The organism is Bradyrhizobium sp. GW821-FHT13H05 (genome assembly GCF_058804065.1).
In genome coordinates this window covers 28,290-45,203 of sequence record NZ_JBXAPO010000012.1, presented here as the reverse complement: position 1 = coordinate 45,203, position 16,914 = coordinate 28,290, and the positions used below count along the sequence as shown (strand labels likewise).

The window sequence follows — 16,914 nt, the reverse complement described above, 5'->3', positions numbered from 1 at the left end:
AGGGAAGGATTGCTGACGTCACGTCCCCGTGTGGCAGCTATAACTTTTTGTAATGTAACGCTTTTCTTAAAGCCCCTGCGTCATAGCGCCGCTTTCAGGGACCTCTCCAGGAGAAGCAAATCCTCCGGCAGAGGCGCCTCCCAGTGGAGTAATTCTCCTGTTCTGGGGTGCTCTAATACCAGCAGATAGGCATGCAGGGCCTGCCGTCCAAGCGCCGTCAGCGCGCCTTGCGACTCGGGGCCGAGCTGGTTCGCCTTGGTCTTGAAATGCGGGCCATAGACGGCATCGCCCATCAGGGGATGGCCGATATGGGCGAGATGGACGCGGATCTGGTGGGTGCGCCCGGTCTCGAGCTCGCAGGCCAGCAGCGTCGCGATCGGCTTGCCGTCGCGCCCGGCAAAGCTCTCCAGGATTTCCCAATGCGTCACCGCCTCGCGGCCACCCTGGCGCACCGCCATCTTCTCGCGCGCATGGGGATGGCGGTCGATCGGCGCATCGACGGTGCCGCGATGCCGGCCAGGCGCCCCCCAGGCAAAGGCCATGTAGCCGCGGCGCATCGCACCGGTCCGGCCGTGGTCGGCGAACTGGGCCGACAGCGAGGCGTGGGCGAGGTCGTTCTTGGCGACCACCATCAGCCCGGTGGTGTCCTTGTCGAGCCGGTGCACGATGCCGGGCCGGCGCACCCCGCCGATGCCCGACAGCGTCGCGCCGCAATGGGCGATCAGCGCGTTCACCAGGGTCCCGGTCTCGTGCCCGGCCGCGGGGTGCACGACCAGCCCCTTGGGCTTGTTGATGACGATGATGTCGTCGTCCTCGAACACGATATCGAGGGCGATGTCCTCGCCCTTGGGCTCGGCGGGCGCGGCCTCCGGCACGTCGATTATGATCGTATCGCCTGATATGACGTGATAAGCGGGGTCGCGGACCGCGGAGGCCTTCAGGCTCACCGCACCCGCCAGGATCAGGGCTTTCAGCCTCGATCGCGACAGGTCCGGCAAACGCGCCGCCAGCACGCGGTCGAGCCGGGCCGAGCCCTCGTCGCCGGTGACGACAACCTCCAACCTTTGCGCAGAGCTAACATTTTCCATGACGACGTCTGATACCGCTGTTCCCGAACCGAGCCCCGAGCAGGCCGCGCTGTTCGCGCGGGTGCGGCGGATGATGCTGATCGCGGGGTTGACCACGGCGCTGGCGATCTGCGCCGTTCTGATCGCGGTGGGCTACCGCCTTTTCAAGTCGGAGGGAAGGGCGCCAGAACCCGTGGGCGACGTCATCGCCACCCTGCCCAAGGGCGCCAAAATCGTCGCGACCGGGATCGCCGGCGACCGCCTCGTGATCACGCTCGATATCGGCGGGGTCATCGAGATCCGCACCTTCGATGCCCACACCCTGAAGCCGGCCGGAAAGCTGAAATTTGCCAATGAGCCGTAAAAGGCCCATTCGGGTCCTTGCGGCGGACAAATTTCGAGGTTATTGGCTAGCCCTCACGCTCCCTTCGTCTAGCGGTTAGGACGCGGCCCTCTCAAGGCTGAAACAGGGGTTCGATTCCCCTAGGGAGCGCCAGCCTCACTCCTTTCGATCTGATTTTCCTCTCGTTTTTGGCGTTTTCCCCAAATCCACGGAAGTGATTTGGGCAATCCTGTTCGCCCTGTGTCCTTCGAGCTTGATGACTGTGTCTTCGGCGAGGCCCGCCTGATCAGCCTCTTCCGTATAGCGCTTAGCTTCAGCAAGTGTCGTGTGTCCGAGGACAGACATGATCATCTTCGCCGTTGCGCCGGCTTCGGCGAGCAAACGTCCGGCGGCTTTCCGAAGGCCATGCGGCTTGCAATCGAGCGGCGGTCCGGCCTCCGAGATAGCGTCCCGCATCCATCCACTAAAACCATCGACCGTGAAGGACTTGCCATCGCGTGACGGATCAGGATCCGAAGCTTCTTCAGAGTATCGAGTGCCGCACCGGGGCGATCAGCATAGGGCTGAAGAATGCCAGTGATGATGCGCTCGCGCGAGAGCCCGGCGACTGTGCGATGACCGTGTTCGGTGCGGAGCGTTTCAAGACGGCTAATGTAGCCAGTCTTGCTCGTATCGCGGAGGCCAACGTATTTATCCAATTCTGCCCAATTCTGCCAATTTCCTGATGATTTTTTCGGATAGTTGTTCGGGCTGCTGGCCGATTGTGTGCAGGTGTATCTCGGGACTGTGGGGAGCTTCGTAGGGCGCATCGATGCCCGTGAAATTCTTGATCGTGCCGGCCTTCGCTTTCGCGTAGAGACCCTTCGGATCGCGCCGCACGCATTCGTCGATAGGAGTATCCACGAATACTTCAATAAACTCCTCATCCGAAAACAAGCGTCGAGTCATTTCGCGTTCAGCGCGATACGGAGAGATGAACGAGCACAGCACGATGAGTCCCGCGTCTAACAAGAGCTTAGCGACCTCGCCGGCGCGGCGAATGTTCTCGACCCGATCGGCCTCCGTGAAACCGAGGTCTCGATTAAGTCCGTGGCGCATAGTGTCGCCATCGAGTAGCATTGTGTGATGACCGGCAGCGTGCAGCTGCCGCTCGACAATGTTGGCAATCGTCGACTTGCCTGCGCCTGACAAGCCGGTAAGCCAAACAATTGCGGGTCTTTGGCGCTTTTGTGCGGCCCGATCGGCTTTTCCGAGCAGGGTCGTTTGCCGATGGATACTTGTGCCCCGCCGCAGGCTGAAGGCAATCATCCCCGCACCAAGAGTATGATTGGTAAACCGGTCGATGACGATGAATGCCCCTGTTTTGTGGTTATGCACGTACGGGTCGAATGCAACTGGCGTGTCGGTCGCAAAGTTACAGAAGGCGATATCGTTGAGATCGAGAGTATGAGCCGCCAGATGCGCGCTCGTATTGACATCGACTTTGTGCCTGATTCCGGTCACTGTGATCGGCGTTACTCTGGTTCCAATGCGTGCCAAGTAGGAACGCCCGGGCATCAGCGCTTGGTCGCTCATCCAGATGATGTGTGCGGCAAATTGATCTGACACCTCGGGGCGAGACATGGGACTGGCCAGGAGATCGCCGCGTGCAATATCTAACTCGTCCGCGAGTGTGATCGTGATTGCGTCTCCTGCCTGTGCGAACTGCTGTGGGCCGGCAGAGGTTATAAGTTCCTTCACGCTTGAGGTCCGGCTCGAGCCGGCGACGAAGATGGGATCGCCGGGATTGACCGTCCCGGAAACCACTGTTCCGGCATAACCCCGGAAATCAGCATTCGGACGATTGACCCATTGTACCGGAAAGCGGAATGAAACTTCCGCTGTTTCATTCTCGACATTGATCGTCTCGAGATAGTCCAGCAAGGCTGGTCCGCTATACCAAGGTGTCTTGTCCGATAGCTTTACGACGTTGTCGCCGTTTCTGGCCGAAATCGGAAATGACACAATGGACGAGAACCCGAACTGCGATGCGAAGGCACAATAGTCGGTAACGATACGGTCGAAAATATCTGCTTGATATGCGACTAGATCGATCTTGTTCACGGCTACGACCACATGGCGCAACCCAAGAAGTGAACAAATTAGCGAATGCCGCCTGGTCTGCAACAACACGCCCTTACGCGCATCGATCAGGATAATGGCCAAGTCGGCCTTCGATGCCGCCGTCGCCATATTCCTCGTGTACTGCTCGTGACCCGGCGTATCGGTTACGATGAAAGAGCGCCTCGGCGTGGTAAAAAAACGATAGGCGACATCGATTGTGATGCCCTGCTCACGCTCGGCCTCAAGGCCGTCCACCAGAAGGGCAAAGTCGATGTCATCGCCGGTGGTGCCGTAACGTATCGAGTCTTTGGCAAGCGTCGACAGCTGATCCTCGAAAATCAGCTTTGAATCGTGCAGGAGACGGCCGATCAGCGTGGATTTTCCGTCATCTACCGATCCACATGTGAGAAATCGAAGTAGATCCTTGTTCGTCTCTTCGGCAGGAAGGCGGGCGCACTCCATCAAAAATAGCCTTCCCGCTTCTTTTTCTCCATCGACGCCGACTCGTCGCTATCAATGAGGCGCCCCTGGCGCTCCGAAACGCGTGTCGATTGCATTTCCGATACGATATCCTCGAGGGAAACGGCATGGGATTCGATCGCTCCCGTTAAAGGATAGCAGCCCAGTGTACGAAATCGAACAAGTCGCACTTCCGGCTCTTCGTTGGGACGGAAGGGCAGGCGATTGTCATCTACCATGATCCAGGTCCCATCGCGACGCACGACTCGGCGATGTTTGGCGAGGTAGAGCGGCACCACGGCAATATTTTCTAGCATCACATAATGCCAGATATCTAATTCGGTCCAGTTCGATAAAGGGAACACGCGAACCGTCTCGCCAGGTCGAATGCGGCCGTTGAAAAGATTCCACAATTCGGGACGTTGGTTTCGCGGGTCCCAGACGTGGCCCTGAGAGCGAAAAGAGAAAATACGTTCCTTTGCTCGGCTCTTTTCTTCATCTCTTCGCGCACCACCAAGCGCTGCATCGAAGCCGTGAAGGTCGAGCGCCTGCTTGAGTGCTTCCGTCTTCATGATCTGTGTGTGGACGGAAGAGCCCGACGCAATTGGGCCAATGCCACGGGAGAGGCCGTCGTGATTGACATGGACCAACATCTCAATCCCGAGACGGCGTGCGGTTTCGTCCCGAAACGCAATCATCTCGCGAAACTTCCAGGTTGTGTCTACGTGTAGAAGGGGAAATGGTAGCTCGGCGGGGTAGAAGGCCTTGATCGCCAAATGCAGCATGACGCTGGAGTCTTTTCCAATCGAATAGAGCATGACGGGCTTTTTGAATTCAGCCACGACCTCGCGCATTATCTCAATGGACTCGGCTTCCAAGGCCTTGAGATGCTTTGGAAGCCTGCGCCGCGTTTTCGTAGTAGGTGATGCTGAGGCATCCATGAGGTAACGAACTCCAGTTCAGCATTATCAAAACGAGATGAGAGCGTGACATCATGCTCGTGCGGGAGCCTAATGCTTAGGGATGTCCACCGGCGTAAAGTAGATCGGTTCATGGTCGAAGTTTCGTGAACTCCACCGACCTCTTAGTTCACAGCCGCAATTGATACAGATCAGTTGTTCGTCCTCCGTCAAGGGAATCTCCTTGGGGGCAACGACGTACTCCATGCCGCAGGAGCACCAATGCTTCATATTGAAGTACGGAATTTTATTCTCTGCTCGATCAGGGCAACGATCGTATCTCGGCCGCATGGTAAAGACGAAACGACTCCGTCGCCAGGCTCGCGAACGCGCCCAGCTTCGCGGACTGCGCCGCTGCCTGCGCCGCGGGAATTGATCGACGATCGCAATCACGGTCAGCATCACGGCCGCGATCCCGTGCGGGTCGTCGAAAGCTGACGGGATCGACCGCGCCGACGCGCTGCATCACAGCCGTCGGCCGCCGTCACCACTGATATCTTGCGACGGCCTTGCCGGCGTAGCTGCTGGAATTGCCGGAGAACTCGCCGTCGAAGGTGCCGGCGAGCGAGAAACCGTTGCGCCAGACGAGTTCGGCGGCCAGGGTCGTCAGCGCCTTGTCCGGCAATTGGGCCGCGCCGCTCACGACGAAGGAGGCGCCCGGCAGCGACTGGAAGGTGGCGCCGACGGAGCGGTCGGTGGAATAATCGTGCGCCCAGGCGAAACGGCTGCGCAGGGTCAGCGTCGTGCCCGGCAGCGTACCCATGAGGGCCCAGGATTTGTCGGTGCGGAAGCCGAGCTCCGAGCGCGATGCCGTGACGTCTTTGGCGCCATAGCGCAGCGCAAAGGCGTCGCTGCCGATGACGGCCGCCTCAGCGTAGGCCGGCAGGTTGAAGGTGGTGAACTGACCGGCCGCATAGGGCGTGATGGCGACGCCCATCCAGGGACTGACGACGCGATAGCCGCCTTCGAGCCGGCCCGACCAGGCGTTGGCCTTGAACCGGGCCTGCAACTGGTCGAGGCCGGCCACGGTGCGGTTGGTGGTGATATCCTGCCAGCCATAGGCGAGCGCGGCCGCGACATAGGCCGCCCCCATCGTATGCCTCGCATAGGCGCCGGCCTGGAACAGGTCGGAGTGGCCGCTGCCGAGACCGCCAGCAACAGTGAAACTGGTGCCGCCGCCGGCGAGCGCGAAGCCGACGATCGTGTTGGGTGCGATCAGATAGTCAGCGCCGACCGCGCCGGCCGCGATGCGACTGGTGGTCGAATTGCTGCCGACTGCGGCGTTGCCGTCGGTGGTCTGCGAGCCGCCGAAGCCCGCGGCCCAGACGTTCCAGCGTGCCGCGAAGTCCTGTTGCATAGGCGCCTTGGTGACCATTGCATAGGCCTCGCGCTCGGCCGCGGTGCGTCGCCGTCCGGCCGAGGCATGGGCGCCGGCCTCGCCTTCGGAGGCGTAGCCGCTGACGCCAGCCGGCGTGACGGTGCCGCGATTGAAGGGATCGAGCATCACGCCGACGAACTGGCCCATTGCATCGAAGGTGACCTGCTGAGCGCCGGTGGCGCTTTCGCCGGAGAGCTGGTTGAGCATGCCGCGGTAGCCGTCGAGCGATGTCGGGCCGTTGAGCAGCAGGTTGAAGACTGGCCCGCCGAGGCCCGAGCCTTGCCCCGCCCCGTTGAGCGCGTTGGCGAGCGATGTCTGGTTGCCGGTGAGGCCGGAGGTCACGAAGTTGATGGAGCTCCTGATCGCGACGTCGTTGGCGTTGGGATAGACCAGTTCGACGTGCAGGACCGGGCTCGCCTGCAGCGCCTGCAGCGACAAGCCGCCGTTTGTGACGCCGCCCGCGGCCGACACGATGGTCTGCTGGTACACGCCAGCCTGCGCGTTCAACAGGCGCAGCTGCACGGTGCCCGCCAGGTTGGCGGTTCCCGACACGTTGACCCGGTCAGCGCTGCCGCCGGCCATGTTCAAATCGATCGTTAGGCGCCCGGTCGCGGTCTGCACCAGGTTGCCGGTCAAGGCCGTGGTCAGGACCGTCCCGGCGCCGCCGGGCGACAGGGTGCCGGCATTGGTCAGCGCGTTGCCGGCGCCGAGACTGACGGTGGCGCCGGAATTGAACAGGCCGCCCGCCGTGTTGTTGAAGACGTTGGTGCCGGTGCCAAGATCGACATTGCCAATCACGGTGCCGAAATTGCTGACGGCGTCATTGCCCGTGCTGGCCGCGATCGCCAGCCCCGACAAGGCCGTCACGGTGCCGCGGTTGACCAGCGTGTTGTCGGTGCCGCCGATGAGGGAGACACCCGTTCCGGAACCGGTGCCGCCGGACACCGTGCCTGAATTGATGGTGACCGCGATCGGCCCGCCCACGCTTTGGGCGGACATCCCGCTCGCGTCGGAGCCCGTGGTGGTGATGTCGCCGGTCGAGGTCACCGTCACCGCGCCGTTGCTCTGGGCAAAAATCCCGTTCGCGCCGGCGCCCGTGGTGGCGATGCTGCCGGTCGAGGTCACCGACGTCGCCGCGCCGTAGCGCGAGTTGTTCGCGGCATAGATCCCGTGGGCGGCCTTGCCCGCGGTGGTGATGTCGCCGACCGAGGTCACCGTCACCGGGCCGTATACCGGGACGCCCACCGGGAAGAGGCTGGCGACGGCCTTAATCCCGATCGAGAAGTCGCCCTTCGTGGTGATGTTGCCGGTCGAGGTCAGCATTACAAAGCTGCCGCCGCCGGCATAAATCCCGTTCGAGAACCACTCCGTCGTGGTGACGTTGCCGGTCGAGGTCACCAACATCCTGCCGCCGTTGCTCTGGGCAGAAATCCCGCCGCCCGTCGTGGTGATGTTGCCGGTCGAGGTCACATACACAGAGTTGGGGGAGCTGGCCTCAATCCCGACCGCGTTGACGCCCGTCGTGGTGATGTTGCCGGTCGAGGTCACCGTCGCCGTGCCGTTGCCGTGCGCATAAATCCCCTGCGCCTGGCCGCCCGTGGTGGTGATGTCGCCGGTCGAGGTCACCACCGCCGTGGGGCCGCCCACGGCAAAAATCCCGGCGCCCGTGGTGGTGATGTTGCCGATCGAGGTCACCGTCGCCACGCCGGAGCCGAAGCTGTTGGCCACGGCAATAATCCCCTGCGCGTCGTCGCCCCTGGTGGTGATGTTGCCGGTCGAGGTCACCGTGACATCTTGTGTGGAGCGAGCAAAAATCCCGACCGCGCGATTGCCCGCGGTGCTGACGTCGCCGGTAGAGGTCAGCGTTACAAAGTCGACGCCGTCGGCCTGAAGCCCAGTCGCGTCGACGCCCCCGGTGGTGATGCTGCCGGTCGAGGTCAGCGTTATCCGGCCTAGGCTGTAGATATTAATCCCGCTCGCGTAGGCGCCCCTGGTGGTGATGCTGCCGGTTGAGGTCACCACCGCGCCGTGGTAGCTGACAGCTGAAATGCCCTGCGCGAAGTTGCCCGTCGTGGTGATGCTGCCGGTCGAGGTCACCGTTACCTCGCCTGCATGGCCTACGACGCTGTAAGCATCAATGCCGTGCGCATTGTCGCCCGTCGTAGTGATGCCGAAGGCACCGGTGTCGCTGTTGATGGTGACGTCGCCGGTGGTGGAGCGGAAGCTGATGCCGCGGGTTCCACTGGCGGGCGCGATGGCCGTGGTGAGATTGTTGACGTTCAGCGTGGTGACCGGCGGGACCGGAAAATCGGTCCCGCCGGCGATGCCGGCGGATTGATCGCCGCTGCAGGTCGCGACCGCGCCATTGATCACGCAGGGCGTCGGCGCCGCCGCAGCCGGGTCGCCGACGGCGAAGCTGAGCGCGCCGGCGGCAGCGCTGCCGAGCAGCGCCGCGCGCCAGCTCGCGCCGGGCCAGCGTACGAGCCGCAGCGTCGGCGTGTCGACACCGCGATCGAATCTCGCTGGCGCGGGATTCTCAGATCGCTTTTCGAGGTGTCCGACCAATTCAACAGGGCTCATGAAGCGATCCCAACCTCGACTGGGATTAAGTCTGCCCCGACGCTTCATGCTTCAGCCCACTGCGATATCTGCATTGCGACCGAAGAAACATCGAGCCGCCTCCAGACACGCTCTAGCAACCAATTGTTTGCTCAATATTTGAGGGGTACGGCCATGCCCGCCTCGGGTGGCGTCTGTACGCGAGCATGTTCAGCCGGAGAGGTCAGAATGGGATGGACCTGCGTGGTCTTGATCGACCAGGCAGCTTCCTAGCTACCTGTCTGTCCATTTTTGGGTGTCGCGTGCGCATTGGTATTTCCTGGTGGTGTGTGGCTCCGACGCCACAGAGACGCCCCGGAAGCCTGCCTACTTTGCATCGCGTGGATGCCAAGCGGGGAGCGAACGGCGCCGCGCGTCGATGCCGATCACCGACGCGATCGTCCGACACCCAGAATGGTCAGATGAATCGCGCTTCCAGACCGTGCCACACAGCAGGACGAGTCCGATCGCGAGACTTGCTCCGCAGCAAGAAATGCCGCATAGCGAGACTTGCTGGAACAAGACTTGCCTCAGCGAGACGCCGCCAGATGTTGCTGCAACGAACGGCGCGTTCCCGAGAATCAAGGACCTGAATCATTGAGCGACGCTGCGCCCAGCCCCACATCATCAGCCGCCACGCTGCCGCAACTGACGGCGGCGCACATCACCTGTTCGCGGGGCATGGCGGGTTGGCTGCAAGCCAATCAGGTCAGCCTCGTCTTCACCTCCTATCAGACCGGTCGGCTCTATCTCGTGGGCGTCGACGATGGTGGAGGGCTTGCCATCCACGAGGTCGGCACCGGCCGCGCGATGGGGGTGTGGGCCGATCCCCAGCGCCTGGTGCTGGCGACCTCATTCCAGGTCTGGCGTTTCGAGAACATCCTCAGCTCCGACCAGACTGCCGGCGGCGCCGACCGCTATTATGTGCCGCGCGTCGCGCACACCACGGGCGAGCTCGACATTCACGATGTCAGCGTGCTCGGCGATGGCCGTATCGTATTCGTGAACACGCTCTATTCGTGCCTGTCGCTGTTGTCGCCGGTGCACGCCTTTCGCGTGTTCTGGAAGCCGCCTTTCATCTCGAAACTGGCGGCCGAGGATCGCTGCCATCTCAACGGCCTTGCGGTCAGGGACGGCGAGGCGGCCTTCGTGACCGCGACCAGCCGCAGCGACGTGGTCAATGGCTGGCGGGCGCGGCGGGCCGAAGGCGGCATCGTGATCGACGTGGCGAGCAGCGCAGTCGTCACTGAAAAGCTTTCGATGCCGCATTCGCCGCGCTGGTACGGTGACCAGCTCTGGGTGTTGAACTCCGGCACCGGACAGCTCGGCACGGTCGATCTCGCGAACGGCAGCTTCGCGCCGCGCGCGTTCTGTCCGGGCTTCCTGCGCGGGCTGGCGTTCCACAACGGCCACGCCGTGGTCGGCCTGTCGCTGTCCCGCGACGGGTCGTTCTCGGGGCTGGCGCTCGACGACGAGATGAAGCGGCGTGACGCCGACGGCTGGTGCGGCCTCCAGGTCGTGAACCTCGCCTCCGGCGACATCGTGCAATGGATCCGCATCGAAGGCGCGGTGACGGAACTTTACGATGTCGCGGTGCTGCCGGGCGTGCGTCGTCCGATGGCGGCTTCGTTCACCGATGCCGAGATCAACAACCCCTTGACCTTCGAGCAGTGAATGGGTCGGGCATCGGCCCGCGATCTCTGTGCGTTTTGGGTGTCGCGTGCGCATCGGTGTTTGTCGGGGGCGCGTGTGGACTCAGCGCCACAGATGATTAGAGCGGCAGGCCGCTTCAGCCTCCGCTGCGTGGCAGAAACAGATCGAGAATCGCAATAACCGTCAGCGTCACCTGCGCCTTCAAGTTTCGTCCTCCGCAGGCGGCCGTTCCGACACCAAAAACGCGACACTCTTTTGCGTCTTTTGACGATCTTATGAGTCCCGCTACAATGTGCTCATCGATGGCAAGTCAATTTCGGGCCTCAGGCCCGAGCAAGTTCGCGCCTCGGAGTCGCAGCCGTTCCCGAAGATCACCACGTGCTCAGCGAATTATCTGTGGTCGACATCTTCGGGGTGCCGGCCATCATTTGCCGGGCCGCAAACGTGAGGATGGGATCGAGGCGGCTCTGGATACGTTTCCCGAGCTTCGCCAAAAGCTTGATGCGCGGGCCGGATCGCGTTCCGGCGGTCAGCAGCAGATGGTTGTGCTGGCTCGCAAGCCTGTATGCGGAGTTCATCTCGTCCTGATGCCACTCCGCCGCACCCCGCGCGGCAGCTTTGGGCACGCCGCGCTGACGAAACCCGAGAATGACGATGGCATGCGTGTGCGGTACGGGCGTCGGCGCCTCGATGGTCGTGAACGACATGAAGGGCATTCGCCCCTGATGGACGAGGGGGGTGATCGGTCGCGCATGATCGTTTACCGACTTGGCGGTCAGCTCGGCCGAAGGCGCGTCACCTTAGAAGTCCGACACTTTTCCCACACTAAGTCCCGTAAAACGATCTGGCCGGTAGGGCCTCGGATCCACGATTGGCCCCGCGCCGGTCACGATATCGGCGATCAGGTGGCCCGCCCCTGGACCGATGCCAAAGCCATGGCCGCTGAAGCCCGCAGCCAATATCAAACCGGGGAAATTCGACACCTCGCCAATGACTGGCACGCCATCAGGCGTCGAATCGATGTAGCCCGCCCATGCAGCAGTGATTTTCGTATTCTTCAGTGCGGGTAGTAGCTCGAGGGCGCGGCGATGAGTGAGTTCGATCGTGCTTTGGTCAGGCGCGGGATCGAGAATACGAACGCGCTCCATCGGGGTCGGGCCATCGAGATGCCAACGGCGTAGCGTTTCGTGTCCCGACCTCGCGCCTTCGAGGCTGCCGGGGAGCAGACTGCGCCAGCGCCGCGCGAACATCGGCAGGAATTGCGGGGCGAAGCGGAGTTGCTGGGCCGTCGGATCGATGCGGCCGCGGCCACTGATGGCGAGTGTGTAACCGCCATCGCCGCGTTTCGTCACCGAAACGGCGGAGGTGTGGAGCGCATCCGGTAGGCCTTTTGCATCACCCGAGACGGACAGGATGGACGAACGGATCGAAGCGAGCGGAAGGCGGATGCCGGCCTGATGGCAAAAGGACGAGGACCACGCGCCGCCCGCCACTATGGCGACACGCGTGCGAATCGCGCCGCGCTCTGTCGCGACAGCGCTCACGCGGCCGCCTTCGGTCTCAAGCCCGCGAGCCGCGCACATCTGGTGCACGGTGCCCCCGCGGCTGAGCATTGCCCGCGCCACCGCCGGGGCAGCATTGGCGGGATCGGCGATGCCGTCGGTTGGCGACAAGACCCCACCCCTCCAGGCGCGCCCCGTCGCGGCGCCGCGCTGCGTTGCCGCGGTCGCATCGAGCATGTGCGTGGTGATGCCGACCGTTTGAGCGAAGTCGCGCCAGCGTGCCCAGCCCGCGAGCTCGGCCTCGTCGTTGCTGAGATACAGAAGGCCGCAGCGGGAGAAACCCGTGCTCTCACCGCTTTCGGTGCCGAAGCTCTCCCACAAGTCCAGGCTCTTGGTCGCTATCGGCAACTCCCGGGCATCGCGATTTTGCTGGCGGCACCAGCCCCAGTTTCGGCTGGACTGCTCGGCTCCGATCCGTCCCTTCTCCACGAGGGCGACGCTGAGGCCCCTCAGGGTGAGATAGTAGGCCGCAAATACCCCGATGATGCCACCCCCGATAACCACCACATCGGCGCTGACGGGAAGATCCGGCGAGGTCTCGATATGGCTGAGCGGCGCGGGCATGCTGGCATCCTGGATTTCGCTCGTCGCAGCATAAGTCGTGCCTCGCCGCTTGCGGCGCTGGATTCGATGGCAGCCCAGCATTTTATGCCGTATGCTCGCTGTGCCACAAAACAGCGTCCGATATGGATGATACGAAGTCAGTGGTGGACGGTGGATGCGGAATAACTGAGCTTTCGGTTCATTGTACCAAATTTTCTGCTGTGCCTTCTGGCGCGTGCTCAACGGAGAGACACCAATGAAGCTGGATCGGATCGACATCAAGATCCTCCACGAGCTCCAGAAGAACGGCCGCATCACCAACGTCGAGCTCGCCGAGCTGGTGAGTCTGTCGCCCAGCCCGTGTCTCATGCGTGTGAAGCGACTGCAGAGCGAGGGCTACATCGAGGGCTACGCGGCCCAGATCAACGTGCGCAAGCTCGGACAGACGCTGACCGTGTTCACCGAGGTGACGTTGAAGAACCATCGACAGATCGACTTTGCCCGTTTCCTGTCGGCGGTCGACAAGGTCGACCAGCTGATCGAGTGCCATCTGGTCTCGGGAGGTTACGACTACATGCTGAAATTCGTCACCGCCAGCATAGGCGAGTACCAGACGATTATGGAGCGCCTGACGGACATGGATATCGGCATCGACAAATATTTCAGCTTCGTCGTCCTCAAGTCGCCGATCGTGCGCTCGCAGATGCCGCTGACCAGCCTGTTCCCGGCTTGACTGGCCGCGGCGCCAGCCGCTTCTACCGATGACTATAGGCGAGCGCCTCGCTGGCATTCTGTTGCAGATTGTCGAGCCAGTCGGGATCGAGCTTGGGCACCGAGGAGAACAGCAGCCGGGTATAAGGGTGCTGCGGGGTCGCCAGCCCGGTCGACGCGATCTGCTCGACCTTCTGGCCGCGATACATCACGATGATTTCGTCGCAGATCGCCTCGACGACCGACAGATCGTGGCTGATGAAGACATAGGAGATGCCGAGCTCGCGCTGCAACTCCTTGAGCAGCTCGACCACCGCGGCCGCCACGACCGTATCGAGAGCCGACGTGATTTCGTCGCACAGGATGAGCATCGGCTCGGCGGCAAGCGCCCGGGCAAAGTTCACCCGCTGCTTCTGGCCGCCCGACAGCTCTCCCGGCAATCGATGCCGCACGGATTTGGGGAGCCGGACGAGATCGAGCAACTCGCTGACGCGCGCATCGCGCGCCTTGCCTCTCATGCCGTGGTAGAAGGTGAGGGGACGCCTCAGGATATCGTCCACCGACTTCGCCGGGTTGAGCGCGGTGTCTGCATGCTGGAACACGATCTGGATCTGGCGCAGTTCGTTGCGGGTGCGGTTGCGGCCGGCCTTGCCCAATTCGCGTCCGTTGAAGATGATGTCGCCGGCATGAGCGGGCAAAATGCCGGCAATCGCCCGGGCAAGGGTCGACTTGCCGCAGCCGGACTCGCCGATGATGCCGAGATTTCGTCCCCGGTTCAGCTTGAGGCTGACGGCCTGGACGGCGTTGATCAGCGGCTGTCCATCGCGCGAACGAGGACCATAGCCGACCGTCAGATTATCGACCTCAAGCAAGGGGCGCTTCGTTGCGCTCTCGTCGTCAGGCGCCCGCTGCTGGGTCTTCGGCCTGAACGCGGCCAACAGCTGCCTCGTATAGGGGTGCTGAGCGTTCTCCAGGATATCATCAGTCGTCCCCATTTCCTGGACCGTGCCGTCCTTGAGCACGATGATCCTGTCGGCGATCTGGGCGACGACGGCCAGATCGTGCGAGACGTAGACCCCGGCGATATTGTGCTGTGCCGTGACAGCCTTGAACGCCCGCAGCACCTCAACCTGGGTCGTGACGTCGAGCGCCGTGGTGGGCTCGTCGAAGATGACGACCTTCGGCTGGCCGATCAGGGCCATCGCAGCGGCGAGGCGTTGCAGCTGGCCTCCCGAGACCTGGTGCGGATAGCGGTTGCCGATCGTTTCCGGGTCCGGCAGCGACAGCGCCTTGAACAGTGAAAGCGCCTTTGCCTGCGCCTCGGCAGCCGGCATGAGCCTGTGGATCCGCGCCACCTCGACAACTTGATCCATGATGGTGAGTGCTGGGTTGAAGGCGGCCGCAGCACTCTGCGGCACGTAGGCGACGCTCGTGCCGCGAATGCGGGCGCGTTCCTTTTCCGAAAGCCTCACCATGTCGACGCCGGCCAGGCGCACCTCGCCGCCGGTGATCGCGCAGCCTTGCCGGGCGTAGCCCATGAGCGTCATGGCAATGGTGGTCTTGCCCGAGCCGCTTTCGCCGATGAGGGCGACGATCTCGCCTTCGGCGATGTCGAGGCTGACACCTTTGATGATCTCGACCCGCCTGCCTGCATCGGTCGTTGCCTCAACCCTGAGATTGCGGATCTCGACGAAGTTTCCCGTCATTCGGCGCTCCGGTCGCGGATCCTGCGCGGCAGATTATCGATCAGGAGGTTGACGCTAATCGTGAGGCTTGCAATGGCGAGCGAAGGGAAGATCACGGCCGGTGCGCCATACGGCAGGCCGCCGATGTTCTCTCGAACCAGCGCGCCCCAGTCGGCGTAGGGCGGTTGCACGCCGAGCCCTAGAAAGGACAGGCCGGAGAGCAGCAGTACGATGAAGACGAAGCGCAAGCCGAGATCGGCAAGCACGGGGCCGAGGATGTTGGGAAGGATCTCGGAGGCGATGAGATAGGGTAGGCGTTCACCCCTGATACGGGCGACCACCATGAAGTCCATCGTGTTGACATTGACCGCGAGCGCGCGGGCGAAACGATAGGCGCCTGGGGTGTAGATCACCGACAGCGTCCCGATCAGCGCCGGGATTGATGAGCCGACCGCGGCAACCACGACGAGGCCGAACAGCTTGCTGGGTATCGAGTTGAGCGCATCGAGGAAGCGGCTCAGCATGCTGTCGAGCCACCCCCCGGCGACGGCCGCAGTCATGCCGAGCGCGATCCCGCTGAAGCAGGCGATGGAGACCGCGGCGAGCGAGATGCCGAGCGTGTAGCGTGCACCCATCAGGATGCGCGAAAAGATGTCCCGGCCGAGATAGTCGGAGCCGAACCACAGATCGCGGCTCATGGGCCCGAAATAATCGGCATCGACGATCTCGCCGACGGAATGCGGGATGATCTGCGGGGCGAAAAGGGCGACGCCGGCCCAGAGCAGGATGATGCCCAGCGCCAACAGGCCCATGAGGTTGAAGCGATAGCCCAATCGCATGCCCAACCGGCCTGACGAGGTCGGGTTCGTCATCGGAGCCTCGGATTGGACAGAACGGCGATGATGTCGGCGGCCGTGATCAGTGCCAGGTAACCCAGGCAGAAGATCATGGCGCATGTCTGGATCAGGGGCAGGTCACGGGTCGAAACGGCATCGACCATCAGCTTTGCGACGCCCGGATAGTTGAAGATGGTCTCCACGATGATGACGCCGCCGAGCAGATAGGACAGCGAGAGCGCGACCGCATTGACGATCGGGCCGAGCGCATTGGGCAGCGCGTGCCGCAGCACGATCCGGGGGCGCGAGGCGCCCTTGAGCAGCGCCATCTCGACATAGGGCGTGTTCAACGTCTCGACCACGGCGGCGCGGGTCATGCGGATCATCTGCGCCGATACGCCGAATGTGAGAGTCATGACCGGCATCGCGTAGATCCTCAACAGGTCATGGAACGACTTGATCTCGTTGGTGAGGGAGAGGGCTGGCAGCCATTTGAGGTAGACCGCGAAGAGCAGCACCGCCAGCGTTGCAATCATGAACTCCGGCACCGAGATGATGCCGATGGTCCAGATGGTCACGATGCGGTCGTACAGGGTGCCGCGCCACATCGCGGCGGTGATGCCAAGCGTCAGCGCAAGGGGGACCGCGATCGAGGCTGTCAGTCCTGCAAGCTTCATCGTGTTGACGAACCGTCCGCTTATCAGATTGGCGACCGGGACATTGTTTGCATAGGACTTGCCGAAATCGCCCTGGAAAAGGCCGGCCATCCATTTCAGGAATCGAATGATCGCGGGGTCGTCGAGGTGCATCGCCTTGCGCAGGCCCTCGACGGCTTCCGGCGTCGCGGACTGCCCGAGCAGGATCGTGGCGGTATCGCCGGGCAGGAGCGCGGTCGCAAAGAAGACGGCGAAGGAAACGATCACGAGCGTGATCAAGGCGATCAGAAGCCGTCTCACCACGAGCGACGAAACTTGCTTTTTCACATTCGCGCTCCCACGCCACGCCGGTCGTTTTCGT

14 protein-coding genes and 1 tRNA gene are annotated in these 16,914 nt (G+C 62.7%); 5 read left to right on the top strand and 10 right to left on the bottom strand.

Going from position 1 to position 16,914, the window contains the following annotated elements:
• Positions 1 to 80: 80 nt before the first annotated feature.
• Complete coding sequence (locus AC1RR3_RS28475) at positions 81 to 1,088, bottom strand: RluA family pseudouridine synthase (protein ID WP_492826879.1); 1,008 nt, start codon at positions 1,086 to 1,088, stop codon at positions 81 to 83.
• Between AC1RR3_RS28475 and AC1RR3_RS28470 the strand changes: the two genes are divergently transcribed.
• The gene (locus AC1RR3_RS28470; RefSeq protein WP_492826877.1) at positions 1,087 to 1,431 is read left to right on the top strand and encodes a hypothetical protein; all 345 of its coding nucleotides are present in this window, start codon (positions 1,087 to 1,089) and stop codon (positions 1,429 to 1,431) included. The two genes, AC1RR3_RS28475 and AC1RR3_RS28470, sit on opposite strands and share 2 nt — an antisense overlap.
• Positions 1,432 to 1,488: 57 nt before the next feature.
• Positions 1,489 to 1,563: transfer RNA gene (locus tag AC1RR3_RS28465), tRNA-Glu, on the top strand.
• Between the two features lie 3 nt (positions 1,564 to 1,566).
• On the opposite strand, the gene AC1RR3_RS28460 is transcribed toward AC1RR3_RS28465, so the two are convergent.
• The gene (locus tag AC1RR3_RS28460; RefSeq protein WP_492826875.1) at positions 1,567 to 1,866 is read right to left on the bottom strand and encodes a tyrosine-type recombinase/integrase; all 300 of its coding nucleotides are present in this window, start codon (positions 1,864 to 1,866) and stop codon (positions 1,567 to 1,569) included.
• Positions 1,867 to 1,907: 41 nt separating this feature from the next.
• On the opposite strand from AC1RR3_RS28460, the gene AC1RR3_RS28455 reads away from it, so the two are divergent.
• Positions 1,908 to 2,135 carry a hypothetical protein gene (locus tag AC1RR3_RS28455; RefSeq protein WP_492826874.1) on the top strand — a complete coding sequence of 76 codons (228 nt, stop codon included), beginning with the start codon at positions 1,908 to 1,910 and terminating at the stop codon, positions 2,133 to 2,135.
• Here the strand turns inward: AC1RR3_RS28455 and cysN are convergent.
• The 3 genes from cysN to AC1RR3_RS28440 form a co-directional block, all read right to left on the bottom strand.
• Positions 2,101 to 3,975, bottom strand: coding sequence for a sulfate adenylyltransferase subunit CysN (gene cysN / locus AC1RR3_RS28450; protein WP_492826872.1), 1,875 nt, complete (start codon positions 3,973 to 3,975; stop codon positions 2,101 to 2,103). The two genes, AC1RR3_RS28455 and cysN, sit on opposite strands and share 35 nt — an antisense overlap.
• Positions 3,975 to 4,913, bottom strand: coding sequence for a sulfate adenylyltransferase subunit CysD (gene cysD / locus AC1RR3_RS28445; RefSeq protein ID WP_492826870.1), 939 nt, complete (start codon positions 4,911 to 4,913; stop codon positions 3,975 to 3,977). Before cysD ends, cysN begins: the two co-directional genes overlap by 1 nt.
• A gap of 502 nt (positions 4,914 to 5,415) precedes the next feature.
• Positions 5,416 to 8,889: an autotransporter outer membrane beta-barrel domain-containing protein gene (locus AC1RR3_RS28440; protein ID WP_492826868.1), complete on the bottom strand. Its 3,474-nt coding sequence runs from the start codon at positions 8,887 to 8,889 to the stop codon at positions 5,416 to 5,418.
• A gap of 615 nt (positions 8,890 to 9,504) precedes the next feature.
• On the opposite strand from AC1RR3_RS28440, the gene AC1RR3_RS28435 reads away from it, so the two are divergent.
• A complete protein-coding gene (locus AC1RR3_RS28435) occupies positions 9,505 to 10,581 on the top strand; it encodes a TIGR03032 family protein (protein ID WP_492826867.1) in 1,077 nt (358 codons plus the stop codon).
• Positions 10,582 to 10,931: 350 nt separating this feature from the next.
• Here AC1RR3_RS28435 and AC1RR3_RS28430 read toward each other — a convergent pair whose 3' ends face one another.
• Together AC1RR3_RS28430 and AC1RR3_RS28425 are read right to left on the bottom strand one after the other, a co-directional pair.
• Entirely contained in the window at positions 10,932 to 11,267 is a 336-nt protein-coding gene (locus AC1RR3_RS28430; RefSeq protein WP_492826865.1) for a hypothetical protein, read from the bottom strand.
• A 93-nt stretch (positions 11,268 to 11,360) separates the two neighbouring features.
• On the bottom strand, positions 11,361 to 12,686 hold the full coding sequence (locus AC1RR3_RS28425; RefSeq protein ID WP_492827158.1) for an NAD(P)/FAD-dependent oxidoreductase: 1,326 nt from the start codon (positions 12,684 to 12,686) through the stop codon (positions 11,361 to 11,363).
• Between the two features lie 235 nt (positions 12,687 to 12,921).
• Here AC1RR3_RS28425 and AC1RR3_RS28420 point away from each other — a divergent pair, with 235 nt between their 5' ends.
• Complete coding sequence (locus tag AC1RR3_RS28420; RefSeq protein WP_492826863.1) at positions 12,922 to 13,398, top strand: Lrp/AsnC family transcriptional regulator; 477 nt, start codon at positions 12,922 to 12,924, stop codon at positions 13,396 to 13,398.
• Positions 13,399 to 13,420: 22 nt separating this feature from the next.
• Here the strand turns inward: AC1RR3_RS28420 and AC1RR3_RS28415 are convergent, their stop codons facing one another.
• Genes AC1RR3_RS28415 through AC1RR3_RS28405 form a run of 3 tightly spaced genes read right to left on the bottom strand, consistent with a single transcriptional unit; the run spans position 13,421 to position 16,880 of the window.
• Positions 13,421 to 15,082: an ABC transporter ATP-binding protein gene (locus AC1RR3_RS28415; RefSeq protein WP_492826861.1), complete on the bottom strand. Its 1,662-nt coding sequence runs from the start codon at positions 15,080 to 15,082 to the stop codon at positions 13,421 to 13,423.
• The gene (locus tag AC1RR3_RS28410; RefSeq protein WP_492826859.1) at positions 15,079 to 15,933 is read right to left on the bottom strand and encodes an ABC transporter permease; all 855 of its coding nucleotides are present in this window, start codon (positions 15,931 to 15,933) and stop codon (positions 15,079 to 15,081) included. Before AC1RR3_RS28410 ends, AC1RR3_RS28415 begins: the two co-directional genes overlap by 4 nt.
• Positions 15,930 to 16,880, bottom strand: a complete 951-nt coding sequence (locus tag AC1RR3_RS28405; protein WP_492826857.1) for an ABC transporter permease — start codon at positions 16,878 to 16,880, stop codon at positions 15,930 to 15,932. Before AC1RR3_RS28405 ends, AC1RR3_RS28410 begins: the two co-directional genes overlap by 4 nt.
• Positions 16,881 to 16,914: the final 34 nt, after the last annotated feature.

Coding starts and splice junctions, on each gene's coding strand:
- AC1RR3_RS28460 (WP_492826875.1), bottom strand. CDS start 1,866: ATGCGGGACGCTATCTCGGAGGCCGGACCGCCGCTCGATTGCAAGCCG.
- AC1RR3_RS28415 (WP_492826861.1), bottom strand. CDS start 15,082: ATGACGGGAAACTTCGTCGAGATCCGCAATCTCAGGGTTGAGGCAACG.
- AC1RR3_RS28440 (WP_492826868.1), bottom strand. CDS start 8,889: ATGAGCCCTGTTGAATTGGTCGGACACCTCGAAAAGCGATCTGAGAAT.
- cysD (WP_492826870.1), bottom strand. CDS start 4,913: ATGGATGCCTCAGCATCACCTACTACGAAAACGCGGCGCAGGCTTCCA.
- AC1RR3_RS28470 (WP_492826877.1), top strand. CDS start 1,087: ATGACGACGTCTGATACCGCTGTTCCCGAACCGAGCCCCGAGCAGGCC.
- AC1RR3_RS28410 (WP_492826859.1), bottom strand. CDS start 15,933: ATGACGAACCCGACCTCGTCAGGCCGGTTGGGCATGCGATTGGGCTAT.
- AC1RR3_RS28425 (WP_492827158.1), bottom strand. CDS start 12,686: ATGCCCGCGCCGCTCAGCCATATCGAGACCTCGCCGGATCTTCCCGTC.
- AC1RR3_RS28420 (WP_492826863.1), top strand. CDS start 12,922: ATGAAGCTGGATCGGATCGACATCAAGATCCTCCACGAGCTCCAGAAG.
- AC1RR3_RS28430 (WP_492826865.1), bottom strand. CDS start 11,267: ATGTCGTTCACGACCATCGAGGCGCCGACGCCCGTACCGCACACGCAT.
- AC1RR3_RS28475 (WP_492826879.1), bottom strand. CDS start 1,088: ATGGAAAATGTTAGCTCTGCGCAAAGGTTGGAGGTTGTCGTCACCGGC.
- cysN (WP_492826872.1), bottom strand. CDS start 3,975: ATGGAGTGCGCCCGCCTTCCTGCCGAAGAGACGAACAAGGATCTACTT.